Origin of the sequence: Sphingomonas sp. SORGH_AS_0870, from assembly GCF_031453175.1 — a bacterium.
GTDB lineage: Bacteria > Pseudomonadota > Alphaproteobacteria > Sphingomonadales > Sphingomonadaceae > Sphingomonas.
The window spans coordinates 1,971,180-1,992,082 of the sequence record NZ_JAVIYW010000002.1; the positions used below are offsets into that span (position 1 = coordinate 1,971,180).

A 20,903-nucleotide genomic window follows, 5' to 3' on the forward strand; every position below is an offset into this window, starting at 1 on the left:
AAGCCGGTGTGATGGCAGATATTCCTCAGACCCCGTTGCTTGACACGGTCCACACTCCCGACGATCTGCGTCGACTGGCTCCCGAACAGTTGCGACAACTCGCCGACGAGCTGCGAACCGAGACGATTTCGGCGGTGGGCACGACCGGCGGCCATCTCGGCTCGGGGCTGGGCGTGGTCGAGCTGACGGTCGCGCTCCATTATGTGTTCGACACGCCCGCCGACCGGCTGGTGTGGGACGTCGGGCACCAATGCTATCCGCACAAGATCCTGACCGGGCGGCGCGAGCGTATCCGCACCATCCGCCAGGGCGGTGGCCTGTCGGGTTTCACCAAGCGGACCGAAAGCGAATATGATCCGTTCGGCGCGGCGCACAGCTCGACCTCGATCTCGGCGGCGCTGGGCTTTGCGGTGGCGAACAAGCTGGCGGGAACGCCGGGCAAGGGCATTGCCGTAATCGGCGACGGCGCGATGTCGGCGGGCATGGCCTATGAGGCGATGAACAATGCCGAGCAGGCGGGCAATCGCCTGATCGTCATCCTGAACGACAACGACATGTCGATCGCGCCGCCGGTCGGCGGCCTGTCGGCCTATCTGTCGCGCATGGTGTCGAGCCGCGAGTTCCTGGGCGTGCGCGACGTGCTCAAGAAGCTCGCCAAGCGTTTCCCGCGTCCCATCCAGAAGGCGGCGCGCAAGACCGACGAATTCGCGCGCGGCATGACCATGGGCGGCACGCTGTTCGAGGAGCTGGGCTTCTACTATGTCGGCCCGATCGACGGTCATAATCTCGACCATCTGATCCCGGTGCTGGAGAATGTCCGCGACGCCGAGGAAGGCCCGATCCTGATCCATGTCGTCACCAAGAAGGGCAAGGGCTATGCCCCGGCCGAGGCGGCGGCGGACAAATATCACGGCGTCCAGAAGTTCGACGTCATCACCGGAGCCCAGGCCAAGGCGCCGCCGGGACCACCCGCCTATCAGAATGTCTTCGGCGAGGCGCTGGCCCGCGAGGCGGCGACCGATCCGACCATCTGCGCGATCACCGCGGCCATGCCGTCGGGCACCGGGCTGGACAAGTTCGCCGTCACCTATCCCGACCGCTTCTTCGATGTCGGCATCGCCGAACAGCATGCGGTGACCTTCGCGGCGGGACTGGCGGCGCAGGGGATGCGGCCCTTCTGCGCCATCTACTCGACCTTCCTCCAGCGCGCCTATGACCAGGTGGTCCATGACGTCGCGATCCAGAACCTGCCGGTCCGCTTCGCGATCGACCGCGCCGGACTGGTCGGGGCGGACGGGGCGACCCATGCGGGCTCGTTCGACGTCACCTACCTCGCCAGCCTGCCCAACATGGTCGTGATGGCCGCCGCCGATGAGGCGGAGCTGGTCCATATGGTCCATACCTGCGTCCAGCACGACAGCGGCCCGATCGCGGTCCGCTATCCACGCGGCAATGGCGTCGGCGTGGCGCTGCCCGAGACGCCTGAACGGCTGGAAATCGGCAAGGGCCGCGTCGTGCGCGAGGGCAAGAAGGTCGCGATCCTGTCGCTCGGCACCCGTTTGGCCGAGGCGCTGCGCGCCGCCGACACGCTGGAGGCCAAGGGGCTGTCGACCTCGGTCGCCGATCTGCGCTTCGCCAAGCCGCTCGACGAGGCGCTGATCCGCCGGATGCTGACCACGCATGAGGTGGCGGTGACGATCGAGGAGAATGCGATCGGCGGCCTGGGCGCGCATGTCCTGACCATGGCGTCGGACGAGGGGCTGATCGACGGCGGTCTGAAGCTGCGCACCATGCGCCTGCCCGATATCTTCCAGGATCAGGACAAGCCGGAGGTGCAATATGCGCAGGCCGGGCTCGACGCCGATGCGATCGTCGAGACGGTGCTGAAGGCGCTGCGCCACAACAGCACCCATGTCACCGAAGGCGCGCGGGCGTGATCCGGGGATGGACCGCCGTCATCGTCTTCACGACGCTGGCGGTGGTCATGATGGTGGGCGTGAATGTCCGCATGTGGCGGCGGATGAAAGCCGCCACCGCGGCGGCGAAGGCGGATGCCGAGCGGGAAGGCGAAGGCGATGCTGTTGATCGGGGTGAACCCGCTTCGACCTGACCCGAACATCCGTTCGGCCTGAGGGCAGTCGAAGGCTGAGGACATTCCCTGGTTTAGCCGTTCCCCGGCGAAGGCCGGGGCCCAGCTTCCACGTCATCGCGGTGGCGCGGTAAATTGGCGTGGGAGGCTATGCGACCGATTGGCTTTGCCTCCCACTCGCTGTCTCTATTTCCTCTCAGCTTCATCGAAACTGGGCCCCGGCCTTCGCCGGGGTACGCCGAGTGGTGAGGGATTCCCTTGGCCTTCGACTTCGCTCAGGCTGAACGGGGAGGGGGAGTAACTGAACGGGGCGGGGGAGCGAGTGGCCACACTCCCTTCCGCCCGTTCACGCTAAGCAGTCGAAGCGCACGTGCCGCCACCCGCCGCGCACCCGGCGTCAGGACCGCCCCAGATAATGCGCCTGCGCCGCGTCGGTCGCGTTCACCGCCAGCACCGCGCGCGCCTCGGAGGGAGGTAAGGGGCCCGAGGGTGTCGGCCGATCCATGCCGCTCGCCGCGATCACTCGGCCGAGCAGCTCCTGCCCCTCCTGCCACCAGCCCAGGCCGCTGGCGGCATTGATATGCCCCTGATGCCCGGCATCGACGAAGTGGCTGCCCCAGTCGACCGCCAGGCTGTGCGCCCGCTCGATCGAGATCCAGGGGTCGTCCTGGCTGGCGACCAGGATCGAGGGGAAGGGGAGCGGGGTGCGCGGGCTGGGTGCGAAGCCCTTCAGGCTGTCGGGCGCGTCCGGCCGATCGACATCGGCGGGCGCCACCAGCAACGCGCCGGCGACCGGCCAGCCATAGGGTTGCGGCGACAATTCCGCCCACCACGCCACCGCCAGACAGCCCAGCGAATGCGCCGCCAGGATCACCGGGGCCTGCGCCTGCCGGATCGCCTCGTCCAGCCGCGTTACCCAGGCGTTGCGGTGCGGGGTCGACCACATGCCCAGCTCGACCCGGATCGTGTCGGGCCGCGCTTCTTCCCACAAACTCTGCCAGTGCGATCGGCCCGACCCACCCAGGCCGGGGACGGTGAGGACGGTCGGCTTGCGCGCCTCATAGGATGCGAACGAACCCATATGGCATCTCCTTGGCTCAGGGCCGGGTTGCCGGTGGAGCGATGGGCATCGATCCCACGACTCCCGATCCTTGGCATCAACATATTCCTATCAATCTAATAGGCAATAGGCTTTCCGTCGGACGGATCGCGGCTTGCGACGGACGGAGGCGCGGGATAGGGGCGCTTATGGCCAAGCAGCGTGTCGACCAGATGCTCGTGGATCGCGGACTCGTGGAATCGCGTTCGCGCGCCCAGGCGATGATCATGGCGGGGCTGGTCTTTTCGGGCGAAACGAAGATTGCCAAGCCGGGCCAGCAACTGCCCGAGGATGCCGCGCTCGACGTGCGTGGGCGCGATCACCCCTGGGTCTCGCGCGGCGGCATCAAGCTGGCGCATGGCCTCGACCATTTCGGCTGGGACGTGGGCGGCGTGGTGGCGATCGACGTCGGCTCCTCGACCGGCGGCTTTACCGACGTCCTGCTGCAAAAGGGCGCGGCAAAGGTCTATGCGGTGGACAGCGGCACGAACCAGCTCGCCTGGTCGCTGCGCCAGGACCCGCGCGTCATCGTCCATGAACAGACCAGCGCGCGCATCCTGACCGAGGTGCACATCCCCGAGCCGGTCGACATGATCGTGTGCGACGCCAGCTTCATCGGCCTGGCCAAGGTGCTGGAGCGCCCGCTGAGCTTTGCCGGGCCCGAGGCGCGGCTGCTCGCGCTGATCAAGCCGCAGTTCGAGGCGGGGCGCGACGAGGTCGGCAAGGGCGGGGTGGTCCGCGACCCCGCGGTGCACCAGCGGGTGTGCGAGGCGGTCGTCGCCTGGCTGACCGGTATCGGCTGGCACGTGGTCGGCGTGACGCCCAGTCCGATCACCGGGCCGGAGGGGAATATCGAGTTTCTGGTCGCCGCATCCCGAAATTGAACGGTGCTGTGACGCATTCGCGGCAGCTTTTCGTTTACTGTTGTGTGGCACTGCGGCAGACCGACCGCCATCATGGGAAGAGAGGCACGCTTGGGCACGATCGCATCAAAGGAACAGTTGCGGATGTCGTTCCTGCGCTGGGCCATCGTGATCGTGCCGCTGATCCTGCTGCTGGGCTTCGCCTCGGGCCGCGCGGTCCCCTCGGGCAGCGAGAATGTCTGGTATCAGGCGCTGACCAAGCCCGAACTCAACCCGCCCGGCTGGGTCTTTCCGGTCGTCTGGACGACGCTCTACATCATGATCGGGCTGGCGCTGGCGATGATCGTCCATGCGCGCGGCGCGCGGGGGCGGGGCGTGGCGATCGGCCTGTTCGTCGTCCAGTTCGCGCTGAACCTCGCCTGGACGCCGTTGTTCTTCGGCGCGCATCTGGTCGATGTCGCACTGTTCGTGATCGTTGCGATCCTGGCCGTCTCGATCGCCACGACCTTCGCCTTTGCCCGTATCCGGCGCGGCGCGGCGTGGCTGATGCTGCCCTATCTGGTATGGCTTTCGTTCGCGGGCGTGCTCAACTGGCGGATCGGTCAGCTCAATCCGAATGCGGAAAGCCTTGTGCCGCGCGCCCAGACGTCCCAAATGCTGTGAAACGATTTTTGGGAATTTGATCATGCAGGCCGACAACAAGCTGTTCGACGATTTCGCCAAGGTGATGAACGGCCTGGCCGGCACCGTGGCGGGCATGGGGCGTGAGGCGGAAGCCAGCGCCCGTTCGCGCGCGCGCGAATGGATCGGCGGGCTCGACTTCGTCAGCCGCGAGGAGTTCGAGGTCGCCAAGGCGATGGCCGTCGCCGCGCGGGACGAGGCCGATGCGCTGAAGGCACGGCTTGACGCGCTGGAAGCCCGGCTGGCGAGCGCGCCCGTGACCGGGGCGGAATCCTGATCCCGACGAATAACATCGGTTCGCTGCCTGTCCCCAGCGGGCGGGCAGCTATCCACAGTTTTCGTGGGGTCTCTGCTTGCGGCGGGGCCGGACAGGGTGCACCCTGTCACGGTCTGGTTTTGTTCGCAGGAAGCCACGATGCTTGAATCGCACGATCACGAAACCGAGGAATCGGCGCCCATCGACATGCTGGAGGCGTATTTCGCCGCGCATGGGTGGGAGCATGAGCGCCATGACGAAGAGATCGTCGCGACGGTCAAGGGCAGCTGGGCCAGCTATGAGCTGCGCGCGCTGTGGCGCGATGACGACAGCGTGCTGCAATTCCTGGCCTTTCCCGACATCAAGGTGACCGAGGATCGCCGCGCCAGCATCTATGAGGCGCTGGCGCTGGTCAACGAACAGCTGTGGATCGGCCATTTCGAGCTTTGGTCGAACAGCGGCATCCTGCTTTACCGCCATGCGGCGATGGTCGATGGCGGGGACGAAGGCACCATCTCGCTGTCCGCCACCGAATTGTTGGTCGAATCGGCCATCGAGGAATGCGAGCGTTTCTATCCGGTGTTCCAGTTCGTCCTCTGGGGCGGCAAGACCCCGCGTGAGGCCCTGGCCGCCGCGCTGATCGAGACGCAGGGCGAAGCCTGAGGAGCTGGGACGTGAGCGGTTTTCCCGACGGGCCGATCTGGCTGATCGGTTGCGGCAACATGGCGGGCGCGATGCTTCGCCGCTGGCTCTCCGAGGGGCTGGATCCCGCCCAGGTCACGGTGATTACCCGAAGCGGAACGCGCGCGCCCGATGGCGTTCGTTCGCTGACCGCGCTGCCGACCGACGAGCGCCCGGCGACCCTGATGTTGGGGTTCAAGCCGCAGCAGCTTGACGATATCGCGCCGACCCTGGCGCATCTGCGCCCCCGGCTGCTCCTCTCGATCCTGGCCGGGGTCGAGGAACGGGCGCTGGCGGAGCGCATCCCGGCGGACGCGGTCGTCCGGATGATGCCCAATCTGCCGGTCGCGATCGGGCAGGGGGTCACGGCGCTCTTCACCCGCTCGAGCGATCCGGCCGTCCGCGCGGCGGCCGAGGCGCTCGCCCGGCCGCTCGGCCTGGCACCATGGATCGAGGATGAGGGGCAGTTCGACGCGGTCACCGCGCTGGCCGGATGTGGTCCGGCCTTCGTGTTCCGCTTCATCGATTCCATCGCGCAGGCGGGCGTGGCGCTCGGGCTCGATCCCGATCTCGCCCGGCAACTGGCGCTGGCGACGGTCGACGGGGCAGGGGCCATGGCGATCGGTGCCGACGCGTCACCCGCCGTCCTCGCCGATCGGGGTCGCCAGTCCCGGCGGTTCGACCCGCGAAGGGCTCAATGTGCTGGATGCCGGGGATGCGCTCCAGCGGCTGATGGCCGACACGCTCGCGGCGTCGGAACGGCGCAATCGGGAAATGGCGGCGGCGGCGCGGCGCTGATCTGGGGTTCACGCGAAGGCGTGAAGCCCGCTCGCAACCTCTTCGCGCCATCGCGTCTTCGCGCGAACCGGAATCAACCGTCGTTGGAACGCAGTTCCTCGATCCTGGCGCGTTCATTCTCCGGAATGAACCCCTCCAGCACCGTCCAGAACCCGGTCACCGCCTGCTGCCCCGCGCGGGCATAGGCCTTGGCCAGCTTTTCGCGCAACGCGTCGAACAGTTCGGCCTCCATGGCCGCCCCCGCCGGGGTCAGCCGCAGCAGCCTTTGTCGCCGGTCGCGGTCCCCCGGCCGCGTCTCCACCAGGTCGCGGCTCGCCAGCTCGTTGAGCACGCGCCCCAGCGACTGCTTGGTGATGGCCAGGAGCGACAACAGCTCGCTGACCGTCATGTCGGGCCGCCGCGCCATGAAATAGAGCGCGCGGTGATGCGCGCGCCCCAGCCCTTGCGCGGCGAGGCCACGATCGATGGATCGCACGAGGTGGCTATTGCCGAAATACAGCAATTCCATACCCCTGCGGAGTTCGGGTTCACGAAGAAACTGTGCCGATGCGGACTGGTTCGAGGCAGCCATGTTGACCCGTCTACTCACAGCGCCTAGGCCACGGCAACCCAAAACAGAGAGTTGATCATGGAAGCGCATCAATCCCTTACGTTTCGGTTCGATCCTAGCCAGACCCCGGTCGAGGCGAGCGAGCGGACGGCGCGTTTGGTCGATCCCGGTTTCGGGCGCGTTTTCACCGATCACATGGCCCTGATCCGCTATAGCGACGACAAGGGCTGGCACGACGCGCAGATTACCGCGCGCGTGCCGCTTCAGGTCGATCCGGCCGCCTCGGTCCTGCATTATGCGCAGGAAATCTTCGAGGGGATGAAGGCCTATCGCCTGGCGGATGGCGGCACCGCGTTGTTCCGGCCCGAGGCCAATGCCCGCCGTTTCCAGGATTCGGCGCGGCGCATGGCGATGCCCGAATTGCCCGAGGACCTGTTCCTGGAATCGGTCGAGCGATTGGTCGAGGTGGAGCGCAACTGGATTCCCGAGCAGGACGGCGGTGCGCTCTATCTGCGCCCCTTCATGTTCGCCAGCGAGGTCTTCCTGGGCGTGAAGCCCTCGTCCGAATATCTCTACATGGTCATCGCCTCGTCAGTGGGCGCCTATTTCAAGGGCGGCGCGCCCGCCGTGTCGATCTGGGTCAGCCAGGGCTATACCCGCGCGGCTCCCGGCGGCACGGGCGCTGCCAAGTGCGGCGGCAACTATGCCGCCAGCCTGCTCGCGCAGAAGGAAGCGATCGCCAACGGGTGTGACCAGGTCGTCTTCCTCGACGCGGTCGAGCGCCGCTGGGTCGAGGAACTGGGCGGCATGAACGTCTTCTTCGTGTTCGATGACGGCTCGCTGGTCACGCCGCCGCTGACCGGCACGATCCTGCCCGGCATCACCCGCGATTCGATCCTGACCATCGCGCGCGCGCAGGGCCTGACCGTGCGCGAGGAGCCCTATGCGATCGACCAGTGGCGTGCCGACGCCGCCAGCGGCCGCCTGGTCGAGGCGTTCGCCTGCGGCACGGCGGCGGTCGTCACCCCGATCGGCAGCGTCGCCGAGCCCGCGGGCCGCTTCACCATCGGCAGCGGCGGTCCCGGCCAGCTGACCACCCGCTTGCGCGACCAGCTGGTATCGATCCAGCGCGGCCAGGCCCCCGATCCGCACGGCTGGATGCGCCGCCTGGGCTGACGATTTTTGTCGCAATTAAGGCTTTTCAAGAGCGGCGCGCCCGGTATAAGGCGCGCCTCTCCACTGGGGCGTCGCCAAGCGGTAAGGCAACGGTTTTTGGTACCGTCATACGCAGGTTCGAATCCTGCCGCCCCAGCCACCGCCGATCTCACTGTCCACAAGGCAAGGCACTGAGTTCGCGGCTATATTTCATAAAAAGTGGTAGGACACGGTCGGCCAAATTAGGCCATTTCGGGACACCTATTGTGTCACAAATCCTGTGTCTTCACTGTCTCCGGGCGAGGTTTTGTGTCCGGTTTGTGCCCGGCTCTGTGTCCGATTTGTGGCCTCGCAATGGGGTCGATTCGTGTCAAAGCTCACCGCAAACATTCTCGCCGCTCACTCGGTCGGATCGCTCAGCGATACGCAAACGCCCGGCCTGACGCTCGACGTTACCCCCGGCGGCAAAAAGCTGTGGCGTTTTAAGCGCCGCGTTCCTGCCCGCGATCTTGATGGCCAACCGTCCCGCGATGCCGGGGTGATCGTCAAGCAATCAGGCGGCACCTATCCGGCGACCAACCTTCAGGCTGCGCGCCGATGGGCGGGGACGATCAATGCTGAAGTCGAGGCTGGGCGTGATCCGGGCAAGGCGCGCCGTGAGGCCAAGCGGATCGAAATCATGACCGTGACGGCGGCTCACCGCCTTTACATGATCGCGGTGGGGAAGGGGACTGCATCGCGCGAACGTCGAGTTCCCAAGCCCCGCACGGTCAAAGACAAGCTCGCCATTTTCACCCGCGACATCGAGCCCCGGATTGGTGCGAAATCCGTCTACGAGGTGAAGGAGAGCCATCTGGTCGCGATGGTGAAGGCCAAGGCGATGGTCGCGCCTGTCCGCGCCAACCGGCTGATCGCCGAACTCAAGGTCTTCTTCAATTGGTGTTGCTCACTCGACGCCAGCGACAGCATCGCGCTTGAGGTCAATCCGGCGACCCGGCTTCATCAGCTTGCGACGGATGAGACGGTTGACGCGCATGGCAACCGCAAAAATACGCGCACGCTCTCGGATGCAGAGATTGGGTTGTTCTTTCAGGCGCTGGCCGTTGAGCGAGAGACATATCGCAGGGGTTTCGCTCTCATGCTCCTGACCGCGTGCCGCATTCAGGAAATCGCTCAGGCCAAGGCGTCTTCGATCCGCGATGGCGTCTGGTATCGTGAGGCCAGTGACGTGAAGAACGGTGAGGACCACGCGATCCCCTTGGGAGCATGGGGGCGGGCGTTGGCGGTTGGCGGATCAGAATGGGTCCTGCCCTGCGAAAACGATCCCAAAAAGCCGCAGCGCTACGTCTGGTACAAGGTCCGTGATCGCCTGATCAAGCGAATGACCGAGGCGAATGGCGGTCCTGTCGGGCACTGGAAGCCACATGACCTTCGGAGGACCGTCAGGTCGAATACGCGGCGATTTGGCATCGACCACCTGACTGCTGAGGCGATGTTGGCCCACAAGCTCCCTGCGGGCGTCGAGCGTATCTATGACCGCCACGACCCCATTGACGATCTGCGGCGTGCCTATGGCGCTTGGGAGGCCCATTTGGCGGCAATCGTTCGGGAGGCCGGTCTAGGCGAGGTCTTCGGCCTTCCGGTCCCTCAAGAAGCGGAGATTGCGGCAGCCGCCTGACGCTCAGCGACGGACGCCAAAACCTGCGTTGGGGAAATCGACGGATTGGTCGTACGCACACATTATCGCTGTGTGAATTATCCTGCCGCCATGGAATCGAGTTAGATCGTAAGCATGGCGGCGGCAGTCAGATGCGAGGTCAGCACTCCGATTTTGTTGCCGCATCAATCAGCCGCCACCCATCTGACGTGCGGCTAAAACCGCCGCGTTTATCTGGCCGTAGATATTTTGAACAAACACATCATAAGCATATCCGTCTTTCAAAATGCTCTCGCCTCCGAGGCTCATCCACCGCCCGCGCAGTCGGTCGCCGCGTTCGATTTCGCCTTCTCCTCCGAGCAATTCTAATAGCGTAAAGCCTTGGTCGTGCTGCACCATGACCATGCCGCCATTCCGGGATACGAATACCACTACGCCCATCGTCATAACGGAATCCCTGCCAAAAATTGACAAAGTGAATTCGTGGAAAATTGCCCTCTCGGTGACAAGTTTTGTGTCTGCGTCACAGAGAGGGTGTCGTTAAGCTGCTAGAATCGTGCGGATTTCGTCAAGCGTAAGGCCGCCATCAGTTGGTCCAATATGATCAAATGCAGCACGCATTCTTAAATACTTGGGCAAAACGGTATGGTGGCTATTCAAATAGCGGCCCTCGAATTCTGGCCACCTGCTCATATTATTAATTAACGTATCTGCAATACCGTAATGATCGTCATGATTGCCGTCAAATCCGACAAAAACCGTATCAGCATCTTCAGCCAACTGTGCGCGATCTGTAGGGTCAAGTTGCCTAATTGAATACTCGACGTAGCTGCACATCGTCAATATTGACGCGGTCTCTTGCACGGCTGGTGGGTCGGACTCGTTGCTATTAAATAGACCGCTATACTGCCATCGCAAAGACCACATCTGATCATTGAAGATGGCATTTTTTACAAAGGCGGGATCAATCGAGGCATCAATCCCTCCCGCCTCAATGAGGTCAGCCAGCATGATCGCTAGCAACTTTTCACCGCTCGATAGCTGCATAGAAATCTCCATGAGATAGATATGGAGGGTGTCATTTTTTATTAGAATGCGCAACTTGAAAGAGATCAGCTATTCTCACGCACAGTATTTAGGGAAAATCAACAGGGTCAAATCGGAAGCGACATCTGTCCTTCTGGCGCGGACTCCGGGCGTGTTAGGACATTGCAAAGGTGATCGGCGACAGCGCGTGCCGCGTCTTCGCGAAGGGTGCCTCGTGGCGCTGTGAGGCCAATGAGCGCCCACGCGGGTGCGTCGTGAAGGGCGGCAGCAATTTTCTCTGGGTCAGCCATCATAATAAGAACAAAGCAAGAACATTGGAGTCGTGTCAAGCGCCGCGCCTCCATCCCAGCCTTCTGGACCGTGACGACGTGCAGCAAGTTGTGACGAAGTAGAGGGTGTGCTATATCACCAAGTTCTTGCGCTCGTGGACGGCGGCGCGCGTTCGATGCGGTGATATGCGATGACCTACTATGAGTTTTTGGTTAGAGTTTCTTATTCAACCTGTCAACAGTTTGTTGATCGTGGATATTCATTCGCTACCTTTCCTATCAACCTTTTTGATGAGCCTTTTGGGGATAACGTTATCTCCCTTTTCAAAAGGCATAGCGATTGCGTTAGCTTCGTGGAAGCTTCGGTATGACGGTTCCCGATATGATCGTGAGGTTGGTCGGCCTGCTCGATAAAAGCGAGCGCCCTGCCGTCCTGTTCTCGTTTATGCTTTTGGTGCTGGTAACGGCGCTGACTGCGATCGTGTTGGTCGTGTACGAACTGGGATCGTCCAGTGTCGCGATTGGGTCGGTCGCCATGGTGTATCGATGGGTGCGTAGCGGGTTCAAGCGTTTGCCCCGGAGTGCTGCCGATGAATAAGTGGCAGGCCCTTGTGGACATCGTGAAAGCGTTCGTTGACGGCGGTAGGCCCGGATACGCTTTGGCGGCGATCATCGTGATGTGGCGGGCCAATCGCCCTTTTCGCGTGCGCTACGTTATTGAAGATCGTGTGGAAGTGAACTCAGGCTTTGCGGATAGCGTCGGCCAGCGTGTCGAAGCGGTCGTTGACGATGTCGGTGAGCTTATCTTGCCCGCGCTCGACGCGCTCCATCGCTTTGTCGATCGCCTGCACCGCACTTTCTAATTTGACGATCCGCTCGACATCCGCCGTCCGCAGATGTTCGACCGCATCAATGCGAGCGGTCTGATTTTTGATCTGATGTTTTAGGTCGTCATGCTTGTCAGCCAGAAGAGCGATCTTGTTCATCGCCTCCTTGGTGATCGCACGGACGATCAGCCCGGCGGCGGTCGAAACAGTGGCGAGCCCCGCTGCCCATTCAATCAGCGAGGATGTCTCGAACATCATCGCGCCACCGCGTCCACGATCGCGGTCAGGGCGGCAGCCCCTGATGCTGATAGGCCTGCACGAATGAGCCACGTCACGGCTACACTCCTAACGGCAGGCACTTCCCAAACGATCTTCGCATAACGAAGCATCGTCGCGGCTACGCTATGCCATTTCGATTTACGCTGCCGCACCGTCACGACATCCTGCGCTTCAAAGCGATTTGCCTTATTCGAAATGTGCATGATCCCGAACCCGCGCCTACGGCTCGAATGGAACACGCGATGTAGGGGTAAGAATTTGTAATTGGTGCTGCTACTGTGAAGGGGCGCGTGCGCAACGTCAGCACGCCCGGCTCATCCATCCCCACTTCGTTGGCCACGCCAAACAAATCGAAGCAGTCGACCTGTGATCCCGTGCCCGCTACCGCGCCTGATTGAAGCCATATCGCAGCGAGATTAGTCGCTTCCGTCACCTCAATTTGAGCGACCAATTCATACGTGTCACCGACTGCGACGCGGCTATTCCACATGCCCAAGCCGGGTGCTTCCAAAGCCTGTGAAACAGTGACAATCTCGCCTGTGGCCGTGTAGCTCGCAGCTATGACGAGGTCGTTGCCTGACCCATCTGAGCGCCCGGAAGTCGAGATGTTCGCGGTTGCTGAGCCAGTCCGCGATATAGTCCAGCCAGCAGGCGTGGTGCCGCTTATACCCTCATTTGCGGTGCCGCCGTTCGCGGTTAGAAAAAGAGGATTGGTCAGCACCTGACGACGCCGAGCGCCAAAGACCTCGATCGCGTTGTTCAACAACAGTGGGTACGAAATCGGCACTATGCTACGCAATAGAACGCCAAGGCTTTTGCCCCAACGGTAGCCGCCCCGACTATTGCAGTGCGTTGTGTCGTAGCTGTATCCGGCACGATAGCCGAGAGCAGTCGGCGACAATGCAGGCTGCATCACCACGGGTAGGGCGTCATGCAGATATACATCCGTCGCGGTTTCAGCATATTCCGCCATCAGTGAACGCAATTCAAGTGTTGCGGCCACCTTCTCCTGCGTGTTGAAGCCGCCCGATCCTACTTCTTGTTCAACCACTACGGCCATTCCAGCCATGCGGGCTTTTTCGATCATGGTGCGAAGATCGCGGAACGTGACCGCCGCGACTGTATCGATCGTCACGACTTCGCCAGTCACCCCATGGGTATAAGTGTAGTTTCCAGTCGATGCGACTGCGCCGATGTTGTTTACGCCGCCTTGAAGATATAGAAGACCAGCGCCGGTCGCGATTGCCGGGTCAATACGGCTAAGCATCTGATCTGTGCGATCACCGGATATCCCAAACGTTTCAACAATCGTAAATCGCTGATCAGATAATGCGTTCGCCCAATTAAGCGGTGAGCGCGCACCCTTTGTGCGCTTGGAAGGGTCATTAAAAATGGCTGCAATTCGGCTGTCCCCAAGTGCGGTGACGACGCGTCGGTTGCGAGCAATTGGAGCCGTTGTGGTGAGGAAGCGCGCCATCAGTAGCAGGCCCGGATGTCAGTTGCTGTAGTCCCCGTTGCGAGAACTGCTACCACCTCAAACGTCAGTTCGGTGAAAGCTGGAAGATTAGCAAATGTCTGTGCCGTCGAATCCTCCGAGCATTTCAGCACCACCGTGCCACCACTCACCACAAAGATAGATTTTGTCGCCAGAATGGATGCGGTGTCGCTGGGTGTGATAACAGCGGTTCGTTTGACGCTCGAAGACGGGGTATTGGGATATTGGGATGCATTGTAAGCCATATGGGTATTTATGCATTAGGCGATGCTGACGATGTCGTGGTGGGCGTCGGGGCCATCTGCATAGACTGGTCGAGCCCCATTTGCTGTCGAAGCATCGCCAACTGATAGTTATACACGGACTGAGTGGCGCACTGCTGAGCGCATTGGTAAACTACGCCCGATTTGGCGGCGTCGGGAAATTTATCAAGAATCGTGGCGTAGATCGCGGCGCTACGTTTCTGCTCTTCAGCTAGTTCTTCTAAAATGGCTTTGTGGAAATCGGTGACAACTTCATAGGCGTCTGCAAGTGTGGTGGTGGACATTTTGTATTTATCCGCCCACCACGCATCACTGTTCTGTCTGCACGATCGATATGTTTTGCGTGGCCGTGCCACCGTTATTCGACCCGTTTTGCGGGCCGGGTCCCGTGTTTCGCACTGTCAAACGCGCCGAGTATGTCACCGATGAGCCGCCCGAATTGTCGGTGAAGGTCAGCGACCCGCCGATCGCCTCACGATAATCGCCGGGTTCGTCTGAGCTAAATGCAGGATCGCGGTCCCATGATCCGGTTGCGTTCAGGGTGGCAACGTCTGCACCGTTGCGCGACAGGATGATTTGCGCGGTAAGGTCGTTGCCCGACGCCTCGGACTGGGGCTTGTCCACCCGCTGATACCACGACCAGCTATAACTCAAGACAACCACACGGGTGCCACCGCGTGATCCGACAGCGCCGGTGGTGACGCTTGCATTGCTCGCGGTGCTGGTCGTGCCGATAGCGTTCTTGATCGTGCCAGCCGACAAGCTGCCGCCAAAGTAGCTGCTACCGTCTGTCTTGAGATAATAGCTGGCATTCTGCTCGGTGCACTCTGATAAGTTGTTTTTGCGAGGTCCGAACCATTCGATAAACTGGCTGGAAGAACCAAAGCCGTTACCCGAGACCTTCATCACGCTGCCATTATCGAAAACGATCCGCCCGGCGGTGAGGTCGAATTTGGCAGAACCTGAGGCATTGCGGACGACGCCCGCCGTCACGTCGCCTATGTTCGCCGACAAGGCCGACAAGCTCGTGACGTTGAGCCGATCGGCGGTGATCGTGTTGGCAGCAATTTGGTTCGCAGTGATGGAGCCGGTTGTAATGCGCCCGCCGTTGATCGTTGTCGTTTCACCGCGATTGATGCGCCCGGCAGGGTCCTGTTGGCCGGTATAGGCCCAATTGGTAACTTGTTGAGCTTCCGTGTTGCCTACGTAAGTTCCGGCAGGAGCCCCAACGGTAGCGTCACTCTGAACGTTAATTAGGTTATCTACGCTACGACCATTGGAGAACGTCAGATCGCGAGCATCTTTGATCGATTGCCCGCCAACGGAAGGCACTCCGTTGACGATTGAGAAGGAAGTTCTCACATAGCTTGCCGACCCACCAGCACTGTAGAGTTCAAAACCGTTGCCCTCTCCAATCCCCTTCTGTCCAATCAAGACATATGACGAGTGGGCTGAAAAATTGGAACTACCGAAAACCGATCGGCTCGCGCCGCAATTATACATTTCAGTCGGAAGTCCGCTGCTCATACGGTTCGTTCCGGGTTCGTCCGATGTATAGATGACGATGGTAGACCCAAACGCTATGTCACGGAGAAGCTGAGCCATCCCGCTGGCATTCGATGCATAGTCGGGGTTCCAATTTACCTCGCCGCCGCCATATACGTCGAAGTGACGGACGCCCCAATAGCCACCACCATCAGAAGACCAGCAAACCGTGTAGCTTCTGTTATACGCATCGGATCGTAGGTTAGTATAAGCGCCATCCGCATAGATTTGACCATCGGAACTACGAAGACCTTGTGTGAAGCCGGGTGGGAGTGTGGAAGTCTGATTCCCTCGCGCACCCACTGTGTATGTCATCGGCTTGCCAGCGCCAGAAATTCCGTTCCACTTGGCACTGTCGAATGCGCTATCGACGGTGCCGCGACCGCTAACCACGACTGTATTCGCTAAGACGGTGTTCGCCTTGATGCGATTGGCGTCGATCGACCCTGTGGTGATCCTGTCGCCGTTGATGATCGTTCCGCCATAAGTCATGTTGAGGTTGGATTCTCCCCACCATGATCCCAACATCACCCGATCAGAGCCGCCGAATGCCTCCTGCTCGGATTGAGTGTGATAAATCGAAGAGCCATCTTTTACCCAATAGAAGAAACGATGGGGGCTAGCACCAGCCGTGTTGCCACTGTCGACAAACTGAGCGCGCGGACTGCCATTGTCGTCATGATAGTAGATATAGCCGTTTGACCACGACACCCAGTTGTTCGACGGATTCCACTCGAAATTAAGACCAATGAACGATATTGCGCGGTTGCCGATCGTCAGCTTGTTCGCAGTGATTGTGTTAGCGCTGATTGATCCGCCCGCGATCCGCGTATCGTCACCCCCTTGCCGCCAATTAGCAAGAGTTGTCGAGCCACTTACTGTTATTCGACCCGGATCGATGTTGGTTGAGTTGGTGTTGATATAGTAAGCCGGGTTGCTAACAACCGCATTTACCGTGCCAAGCGTGGTATTGGTGCCACTAATGACAAGATTGTTGGCGAGAACGGAATTGGCCATGATGCGATCAGCGTTAAGCGTACCGGCTTGAATACGATCGCCATTCAGACTGTTGACCGTGATTTTATTGGTGGTGATTGCGCCATCTTTGATCAGCGTCGTGTCAGAGACACGGACAATCTTGCAGACGAAAGCAAGATTTCCACTCCAATCTCCTATTAAGCGGAATTGCCATCTTCTGCATTCCAGAACATTTGGATTCGTGATGACAAATTCGTTTTTAAAATATGAACTTGGAGATATCCAATTTACGGCTGGGTTGGAATCTTCCGGATCAATGCCGTATGCGGTTTTAAGGCTCAACCAAGCCCAATTGGGCATGTGTATCACGGGACGGAAACTGCCGCTAAAGTCGCTATGTGTATAGACGCCAACACTAACCCTATAACTTGCGCCAATTTCTACAGGAAAAAGCATTGAATAATAATCGGTGCGACCAGTAGACGTAATCTTAAGCTCTCTGCCGGTTTCATTCATGCTAGAGTCGCCGACTGACAAACGGCCATCGAAGTTACCGCCGTTCCACCACGCAGCGTCGTTGTAGCCACTGTCCCCTACAATGTTGTCTGGGTTTCCAACCGCCAGCACACGTGCAGTCAGGGCGCTGGAGGCGATCTGCGCAGCGGTAATCGTGCCGGTCAGAATTTCGTTCGCCGTGATTGAATTGGCAATGAGGCGATCCGCGCCTATCGAACGCGCAACGATCTTATCAGCGCTAATAGAGTTAGCCTGAATCTTTGGGGCGCTAATTGCGTCATTGGCAATTTTGACTTCGGTGATCGCGGCAGTTGCGATTTTGGTGTTTCCGACTGCGCCATCGATGATTTTGTATGAATCGACTGAATTTGCGGCGAGTTTGACATTCGCGACCGAAAAATCAGCCAAGCGCGTTTCGGTGACAGAGCCCGCCGCCAATTTGTCCGCCGTAATCGCGAAATCGACCAGTTTTTCGGTCGAAATGGTCGAAGCGGTGATGTCCTGACCACTGACCGCCTTGGACCACGCGCCGTTCACCAGCCGATGCAGTTCACCTGCGAAGAAGACGACAGGGGAGCCGGTCCAGCCTGACGCGGCGGGCAAACTCGTGACGGTCTGCGGTGGCACCAGCCCCGGCGTCAGGTCATCAAGTGAAACACCGCCCGTGGTGGCGATCGAGACGTTCGCGGTGGCCGGTGACACGTTGTCGCTACTGTCGATCGCCACCGCCGACACGTAATACGCAGTAGCACGGGCAAGGTTGGGGAAGCGGGTTCCTGCTCGTGTGTTGGCGGTGCCCGAGACGGTCGCGTCAGCGATCTTGGCGTTGTCGCCTGAGCGATAGAGCGTGAAGCGGATTTTGGCCTGATCGCTGTCACTGGGCGCGACCGTCGCCACGTCAATCCAAGTGATACCCCCGATCGCCGACAGGCCTGTGGGAGCCGCCGGGGCCACCGTGTCGCGTCCAGTCGAGAAGGCGGGCGCAACGACCCAACCACTTGGCACGTTGATCTTGAGCGCCCTTACACGGGCAGAATACGCGGTGTTACGCTTGGCGGCGAAGCGGTAGCTCGTGCTGGGCGCGGCGAACACGATCCCGCCCCCACCGTTTTCGCCAAGCTCCACCTCATAGGTGGTAGCATCTTTGGCGGCGGTCCACGTCAACGTGACGTCAGCCCCGGTATCTGTGAGGACGCTGGACCACTGGATGTTTGAGACGGTGCCGGGCGGTGTGGCGGCTGCTGTCTCGCGATCCGCCACCGCCTGACCCGCCGCCAACGCTTTGTCGATGTCAGCGCGGATTGTGGGGAGTTTATCGATGCCCGCGACGATGGTGGAGGAAGGCCGTCCGCCGACATTCGACGTGTCCTTGGCGGTGTTATCCCTTGTGACATCTGCGCCGGGAGCAATCCCGCCAAGCTTGCTGCCCTCACCGGGATTGATGTCGGAAAGCCTTGATGGCGTACCAGTCAAATCAACATAGGGAATGGTGACGCGAGCCGTCACAATGTCGTCAGTGAACCATGCACCGTAAACGCCACTGGTCATGCGGTAGCGGGCGCGAACCTCAACTTCAGTGCCGGGCGCATTACTGGAGAAGGTGAAGCTGCCCGCTGTGGGATCATGGGCAGCGGCTTGCTCAGTCCAGCCTTCTTCCGCACCCGTATATTGGCCACGGATACGAGACTGAATTTGGATGCTCGACACCCGACCTGAATTCTGCGGGGTCCATTCGACTTTGATTTCTGAAACTTCGCTCACGAATATATTTAGCCGACACCTTGATAGGCGGCGGTGCTGAGGCGAAGCCCCTCAACAGGAAGCCATGCACTCGCATCATAGCCGCCCGGACGAATGACGGCGGGAAGCGGCTTCTCTTCACGATCCCACGCATAGACTTCCGAAGATTCTTCCCGGAGCGTCATCTGAAAGATCATCAAGTCAGTTTCGGTCTGAGACTGCACGCGGAAGAGTTTGTTGTTCCAGCCCTGCGACGGGAGGCTCAGCGTTACGAGACTGCCAACCTGAACCGCGAATGCTTTCGGGCCGAATGTCGCGGTGAAGAAGCCGGGCGTCTTGGCTTCCCGCATAAGGAACTGCTTGGCGATGCGCTGGCAAGTTTCCGCACGCGACACGAAGCCAAGGTCGAGGGTGAGTGTGCGCGGGACGCCATCGGGGAGGTTGTCCGTCTCGATGACGCCCCAATCGACCAATTGGAAAAGCTGGGCAGGGTCGGCGAAACGGCCACGCACGATGTTGTAGGTCTCGCGGGCAGGGCCGCTGGGCACCCAACTATAGGGGGCAGGGGAGTTGATGCCGCCGACGAGATCGGATTCATCGAACGACTGCTTAGGACCGAGCGTGTCGTCATAGCCGCCTACAAGCCCATAGGTGCCGCCCACGTCGGTGAGCTTACACGACCCCATGGTGGCGGTCAGAGCGGACAGAACGGTTTCATGGGTATCGGCGGTCGATACGATCCCATCGGCGGTGTAGCGCTGCACGGTCGAGCCATCGGCGGTGACGACACGCTCCTCGCAGACATTGGCGTACACGCGGAAGTTGTCGAGATTGATGCGGTTGAGCGGAATGCCCATGCCCCACAACAGTTTCCCGTTGAGGCGATAACCGATCAGATAAGTGAGGAGGGCGAGGGCGGGGTTGCGGCCAATCTCGATACCAGAGTGGACGAATTCCCACGTTGTCTGATCGCTGGCGCGGTGCGGACCCGAGCCACCCGCCGTTGAATCAAGACGGGGATCATAGACAGGACAGCCATCGACAATCGTGATTACCCGCTGGGGGATACCCTGAGGCCACGCCTTGCTGTCGAGCTTCCAATCTATCGCGAGGTATGCGCAACCCGTGAACCGGGACGATGAGGTCCAGTACGCCCCGGAACCGAGCGCCTGTGCATTGGCCGACGATCCTTCGTTGATCGCGCGAAGAAAGTTTATGCCATCCGTGTGGGCAACGAGCGCGCCGTTCGTCCACGTCAGGTCATCTTCAAGATAGATGTCGCGGATTGTGACTTTGTGAGACGCGAGCGCGATGACCTGCGCATAGCGGTCCTTCTTGCTGCCCCATGTTTCGAAGAAGCGAACATCTGCGCCTGCGGCAGTGCGGCCAAAGACGATCTTACGGGGTGCAGAGGGGACGACGGAATTTTGAAGCCGGTCGGCCATCGACTGGCTGACGGATTGCGGTGCTTTGCGGAAGAATGTCCCAACGCCCGCCAACGCGAGCGAGACACCAAGCCCGACGACCGTGGAAGTGATCGCCGTGACGACGGCTGCGGATGCGCCGTAAAGCGACGCGACTGCGCCCAACAGAGGGGCGGCATAGACGATGACCGCGACCGCCACGGCGATCATCACGACCGATTTGATGACCTTACTCACCGGATACGACCGGGAGTTCGAAGGGCACCGTGAAGGCGTATCGGCAATCGCGGGTCGGGATTATTGCGAGGCGATCAACGCCTTGTTCCTCACCGACAAAGAAACTGAATTGGCCGACGCAGACGCCAACTGTGGTGGCATCGCGCATCACGATGTCGCCGCGCTGTGCAAAGTGAACTGATTTCGGTTCGCCGAACCAAGATTTTACGGTTCTGAGGAGCGTCCCCGCGCCAAGCTCGCGAAGTGCGGTGCGCGCACCATTGGCGGTGTCATAGGTCCCGCGATATGCGGCGGCGGGATCAACGCCGGTTTGCGCTCTGACGCATGATGCCGCGAAGAGTGCGCAATCATGCTGGCCCCACTTGAAGGGGTCCCATTCTACACGGTCGAGGTAAGTTCTAAGACGGTCTTCCCAATCAGGGTAACGGACGATGGCTTCCATCGTCTATTTAGG

Annotated in this window: 21 protein-coding genes, 1 tRNA gene and 1 pseudogene; 11 read left to right on the forward strand and 12 right to left on the reverse strand. The window is 60.7% G+C overall.

What is annotated here, in order from left to right; genetic code table 11:
- Positions 1–11 precede the first annotated feature (11 nt).
- On the forward strand, positions 12–1,937 hold the full coding sequence (dxs, locus tag QE363_RS09535) for a 1-deoxy-D-xylulose-5-phosphate synthase (RefSeq protein WP_309694709.1): 1,926 nt from the start codon (positions 12–14) through the stop codon (positions 1,935–1,937).
- On the forward strand, positions 1,934–2,110 hold the full coding sequence (locus tag QE363_RS09540) for a hypothetical protein (RefSeq protein ID WP_309694711.1): 177 nt from the start codon (positions 1,934–1,936) through the stop codon (positions 2,108–2,110). Before dxs ends, QE363_RS09540 begins: the two co-directional genes overlap by 4 nt.
- Before the next feature lie 376 nt (positions 2,111–2,486).
- Here the strand turns inward: QE363_RS09540 and QE363_RS09545 are convergent, their stop codons facing one another.
- The gene (locus tag QE363_RS09545; protein WP_307098115.1) at positions 2,487–3,170 is read right to left on the reverse strand and encodes an alpha/beta hydrolase; all 684 of its coding nucleotides are present in this window, start codon (positions 3,168–3,170) and stop codon (positions 2,487–2,489) included.
- A 167-nt stretch (positions 3,171–3,337) separates the two neighbouring features.
- Between QE363_RS09545 and QE363_RS09550 the strand changes: the two genes are divergently transcribed.
- From QE363_RS09550 to QE363_RS09570, 5 genes and pseudogenes are all read left to right on the forward strand, one after another.
- Positions 3,338–4,072, forward strand: a complete 735-nt coding sequence (locus QE363_RS09550) for a TlyA family RNA methyltransferase (protein ID WP_309694715.1) — start codon at positions 3,338–3,340, stop codon at positions 4,070–4,072.
- A 123-nt stretch (positions 4,073–4,195) separates the two neighbouring features.
- Positions 4,196–4,714, forward strand: a complete 519-nt coding sequence (locus QE363_RS09555) for a TspO/MBR family protein (protein ID WP_309694717.1) — start codon at positions 4,196–4,198, stop codon at positions 4,712–4,714.
- Positions 4,715–4,736: 22 nt separating this feature from the next.
- Positions 4,737–5,009 carry an accessory factor UbiK family protein gene (locus tag QE363_RS09560; protein WP_307098121.1) on the forward strand — a complete coding sequence of 91 codons (273 nt, stop codon included), beginning with the start codon at positions 4,737–4,739 and terminating at the stop codon, positions 5,007–5,009.
- A 138-nt stretch (positions 5,010–5,147) separates the two neighbouring features.
- Entirely contained in the window at positions 5,148–5,651 is a 504-nt protein-coding gene (locus QE363_RS09565; RefSeq protein WP_307098123.1) for a YbjN domain-containing protein, read from the forward strand.
- Between the two features lie 59 nt (positions 5,652–5,710).
- Positions 5,711–6,467 (forward strand): annotated as a pseudogene (locus QE363_RS09570) (pyrroline-5-carboxylate reductase family protein).
- Between the two features lie 73 nt (positions 6,468–6,540).
- Here QE363_RS09570 and QE363_RS09575 read toward each other — a convergent pair.
- Positions 6,541–7,038 carry a helix-turn-helix domain-containing protein gene (locus QE363_RS09575; RefSeq protein ID WP_307099192.1) on the reverse strand — a complete coding sequence of 166 codons (498 nt, stop codon included), beginning with the start codon at positions 7,036–7,038 and terminating at the stop codon, positions 6,541–6,543.
- A 57-nt stretch (positions 7,039–7,095) separates the two neighbouring features.
- On the opposite strand from QE363_RS09575, the gene QE363_RS09580 reads away from it, so the two are divergent.
- The 3 genes from QE363_RS09580 to QE363_RS09590 all read left to right on the forward strand — a co-directional run bounded on the left by QE363_RS09580 (position 7,096) and on the right by QE363_RS09590 (position 9,850).
- A complete protein-coding gene (locus tag QE363_RS09580) occupies positions 7,096–8,193 on the forward strand; it encodes a branched-chain amino acid aminotransferase (RefSeq protein ID WP_309694721.1) in 1,098 nt (365 codons plus the stop codon).
- A gap of 64 nt (positions 8,194–8,257) precedes the next feature.
- Positions 8,258–8,332, forward strand: a tRNA-Gln gene (locus QE363_RS09585).
- A gap of 207 nt (positions 8,333–8,539) precedes the next feature.
- Positions 8,540–9,850 carry an integrase arm-type DNA-binding domain-containing protein gene (locus QE363_RS09590; protein WP_309694723.1) on the forward strand — a complete coding sequence of 437 codons (1,311 nt, stop codon included), beginning with the start codon at positions 8,540–8,542 and terminating at the stop codon, positions 9,848–9,850.
- Positions 9,851–10,018: 168 nt separating this feature from the next.
- On the opposite strand, the gene QE363_RS09595 is transcribed toward QE363_RS09590, so the two are convergent.
- The 3 genes from QE363_RS09595 to QE363_RS19710 all read right to left on the reverse strand — a co-directional run bounded on the left by QE363_RS09595 (position 10,019) and on the right by QE363_RS19710 (position 11,220).
- Positions 10,019–10,276 carry a hypothetical protein gene (locus QE363_RS09595; RefSeq protein ID WP_309694724.1) on the reverse strand — a complete coding sequence of 86 codons (258 nt, stop codon included), beginning with the start codon at positions 10,274–10,276 and terminating at the stop codon, positions 10,019–10,021.
- A 93-nt stretch (positions 10,277–10,369) separates the two neighbouring features.
- The gene (locus QE363_RS09600) at positions 10,370–10,876 is read right to left on the reverse strand and encodes a YfbU family protein (RefSeq protein WP_309694725.1); all 507 of its coding nucleotides are present in this window, start codon (positions 10,874–10,876) and stop codon (positions 10,370–10,372) included.
- Positions 10,877–10,983: 107 nt separating this feature from the next.
- Positions 10,984–11,220, reverse strand: a complete 237-nt coding sequence (locus QE363_RS19710; protein WP_405053172.1) for a DUF6771 family protein — start codon at positions 11,218–11,220, stop codon at positions 10,984–10,986.
- 292 nt (positions 11,221–11,512) lie between these two features.
- On the opposite strand from QE363_RS19710, the gene QE363_RS09605 reads away from it, so the two are divergent.
- Positions 11,513–11,743: a hypothetical protein gene (locus QE363_RS09605; protein WP_309694726.1), complete on the forward strand. Its 231-nt coding sequence runs from the start codon at positions 11,513–11,515 to the stop codon at positions 11,741–11,743.
- 142 nt (positions 11,744–11,885) lie between these two features.
- On the opposite strand, the gene QE363_RS09610 is transcribed toward QE363_RS09605, so the two are convergent.
- From QE363_RS09610 to QE363_RS19715, 7 genes are all read right to left on the reverse strand, one after another.
- The gene (locus QE363_RS09610; protein WP_056437644.1) at positions 11,886–12,230 is read right to left on the reverse strand and encodes a hypothetical protein; all 345 of its coding nucleotides are present in this window, start codon (positions 12,228–12,230) and stop codon (positions 11,886–11,888) included.
- 175 nt (positions 12,231–12,405) lie between these two features.
- Positions 12,406–13,728, reverse strand: a complete 1,323-nt coding sequence (locus QE363_RS09615) for an SGNH/GDSL hydrolase family protein (protein WP_309694729.1) — start codon at positions 13,726–13,728, stop codon at positions 12,406–12,408.
- Positions 13,728–13,991, reverse strand: coding sequence for a hypothetical protein (locus tag QE363_RS09620; RefSeq protein WP_309694731.1), 264 nt, complete (start codon positions 13,989–13,991; stop codon positions 13,728–13,730). The genes QE363_RS09615 and QE363_RS09620 overlap by 1 nt, the downstream gene beginning before the upstream one ends.
- 8 nt (positions 13,992–13,999) lie before the next feature.
- On the reverse strand, positions 14,000–14,293 hold the full coding sequence (locus tag QE363_RS09625; protein ID WP_309694733.1) for a hypothetical protein: 294 nt from the start codon (positions 14,291–14,293) through the stop codon (positions 14,000–14,002).
- 25 nt (positions 14,294–14,318) lie between these two features.
- Positions 14,319–18,809, reverse strand: coding sequence for a hypothetical protein (locus QE363_RS09630; protein WP_309694734.1), 4,491 nt, complete (start codon positions 18,807–18,809; stop codon positions 14,319–14,321).
- A gap of 8 nt (positions 18,810–18,817) precedes the next feature.
- Entirely contained in the window at positions 18,818–20,425 is a 1,608-nt protein-coding gene (locus QE363_RS09635) for a hypothetical protein (RefSeq protein ID WP_309694735.1), read from the reverse strand.
- Positions 20,426–20,441: 16 nt separating this feature from the next.
- Positions 20,442–20,891 (reverse strand): DUF6950 family protein, encoded by a 450-nt coding sequence (locus QE363_RS19715; protein WP_405053173.1) that lies wholly within the window; start codon positions 20,889–20,891, stop codon positions 20,442–20,444.
- Between the last annotated feature and the right edge of the window lie 12 nt (positions 20,892–20,903).